The organism is Alicyclobacillus shizuokensis NBRC 103103, from assembly GCF_001552255.1.
Taxonomy (GTDB): Bacteria; Bacillota; Bacilli; order Alicyclobacillales; family Alicyclobacillaceae; genus Alicyclobacillus_G; species Alicyclobacillus_G shizuokensis.
Genome location: NZ_BCQV01000106.1, coordinates 1 through 2184 on the forward strand (window position 1 = coordinate 1; position 2184 = coordinate 2184).

At 60.3% G+C, this 2184-nt stretch carries 2 protein-coding genes; both read left to right on the top strand.

Annotation, left to right across the window (positions count from 1 at the left end; translation table 11 throughout):
- Positions 1–52 precede the first annotated feature (52 nt).
- Positions 53–1297, top strand: coding sequence for an IS21 family transposase (gene istA / locus ASH01S_RS17480; protein WP_067929712.1), 1245 nt, complete (start codon positions 53–55; stop codon positions 1295–1297).
- Positions 1294–2079: an IS21-like element helper ATPase IstB gene (gene istB, locus ASH01S_RS17485; protein WP_029422375.1), complete on the top strand. Its 786-nt coding sequence runs from the start codon at positions 1294–1296 to the stop codon at positions 2077–2079. The genes istA and istB overlap by 4 nt, the downstream gene beginning before the upstream one ends.
- Positions 2080–2184: the final 105 nt, after the last annotated feature.

The following is a 2184-nucleotide window of genomic DNA, read 5'->3' on the forward strand; positions in this document are numbered from 1 at the left end:
ACCCCTGTGTCGAATTATGGCACCTGCCATCACGTCTGTGGAGGTGCCAGTCATGAGGGAGAGTGAGAAGATGGAGATCAAGAGGCTGTATGAGGAGGGCGTCAGCATCTCGGAACTGGCCAGAAGATTCGGCCACGACCGCAAAACCATTCGCAAGGCTGTAAGTGAACCTCGGCAGCAGCAGGAGGAGGGCGTGGTGAAGTCGCATGGCCGGAGGGTGAAAGGGCACAAGCTGGAGCCGTACAAGGCCTACGTTGAACAGCGTATGCGTATCGGCGTCCTCAATGCGGAGCGAATCTTTCGCGAGATCCGGGAGCAGGGATATACCGGTGGCATCACCGTCCTGCGCGAGTTCATGCACCCTCTCCGCCCGGTTGTCTCTGCCAAGGCAACCGGGCGGTTTGAGACGGCTCCGGGGGAACAGGCGCAAATTGACCTGGGCGCATTCCCCTACCTGGACCCGCAGGGCCATCGGCGAAAGGTATGGTGCTTTGCCATGGTACTCGCCTACTCCCGCATGCTCTACCTGGAGTTTATCAAAGCGGCGGACCAACTGCATATCCTCCAAGCGCTCCGGAACGCGCTGGAGTTCTTCGGCGGGGTTCCAAAGGTCATTCTCAGCGACAACTGCTCCCCGCTCGTCGTGGCCAACGATGGTCATGGGCACGTGGACTGGCAGCCGGCGTACATGGACTTCGCCAAATACTACGGATTCGTGCCCAAGGCCTGCAAGCCCTACCGAAGCCGCACAAAGGGGAAGATTGAACGGCCCATCGGGTATATCCGGTCCAGCTTCTGGCCGGTATCGTTCGTGGACCATGACGACCTGAACCGGCAAGGCGCCATCTGGCGGGATACGGTGGCCAATGTTCGCATCCACGGCACAACGCGGGAGCAGCCGGTGGTGCGGTTTCAGGCCGAGAAGCTGCAGCCCCTGCCGGAGAGCCGGTACACGCTGGCGTACGCCGATATGCGCAAGGTCACGAGCGATTGCCGCATCTCGTGGAACACGAACATGTACACCGTTCCGTGGCGGTATGTGGGACATACCGTGCTGGTCAGGGAGTTTGAGTCAGGCAGCCTGCAGATCGAGTACGGCGGGCAGGTCATTGCGGAACACCGCGTGCTCACAGGCAGGCACCAGGTCTCAACCAACCCTGAGCACTTCAAGGGTATTCCGGCTGGGACATCTCATCCGGATCGAGGCAAGGTACCAGGGTTGCAAATCGGGCCGGACGTCGAGCAACGAGAGCTGTTCGTATACGAACAGATTGCGGCAGGAGGTCAGGTGCAATGAGTGAGGCGTTGGTTCTGGCCAAGGCCGAGGAGCAACTGCTGGAGCTGGGATTAAAGCGAGCCGCGGCGGTGCTGCCGGCGTGCGTGGAGTGGGCAGCGGGGCACCAGGCGACCTATGCGGAGTTTCTGCACAGGCTGCTGGAGGCTGAGCAGGAGGAGCGATACAGCCGTTACATGCACGCCAGGCTTCGCATGGCCAACTTCCCGTACCACAAGACCCTTGCAGATTTCGATTTCTCGTTCCAGCCGTCCGTCGATGAGCGACAGATACGAGAACTAGCCAGCTTGACGTTCATCCAAGAGGGCAGCAACGTCATCTTCCTGGGACCGCCGGGGGTGGGCAAGACCCACCTTGCGGTGGCCCTGGGGATGGAGGCGATTCGACAGCGCATGAGCGTGTACTTCGTGACCATGCAGAAGCTGGTAGCCGACTTACGGCGAGCATACCAAGAGGGACGGCTGGACAAACGCCTGCGCATCTACACCCAGCCGAAGTTGCTGATCTGCGACGAAGTGGGCTACTTGCCGCTTGACGCCCTGGACGCCGCGAACTTCTTCCGGCTCGTGTCGGAGCGCTACGAGCACGGGTCGCTGATCATCACGTCCAACACCAGCTTCACCAACTGGGGGACACTCTTCGGCGACCAGGTGCTGGCCTCTGCCTTGCTTGACCGGCTCCTACACCACGCCACCACCATAAACATCCGTGGGAACAGCTACCGGATGAAGGACAAGCTGCGCGCCGGGGTGACACACGCACTGAAGGAGGAGGTGACCGCGTAGACCGAACATATGTGCGGGGAATGATGCGCGATGATTTTGGGGATCTGAATCCGCTGTTTGTGGGGAATCGTGCGCGATTTTTTTGGGGAGTTTCAATCCGCTATT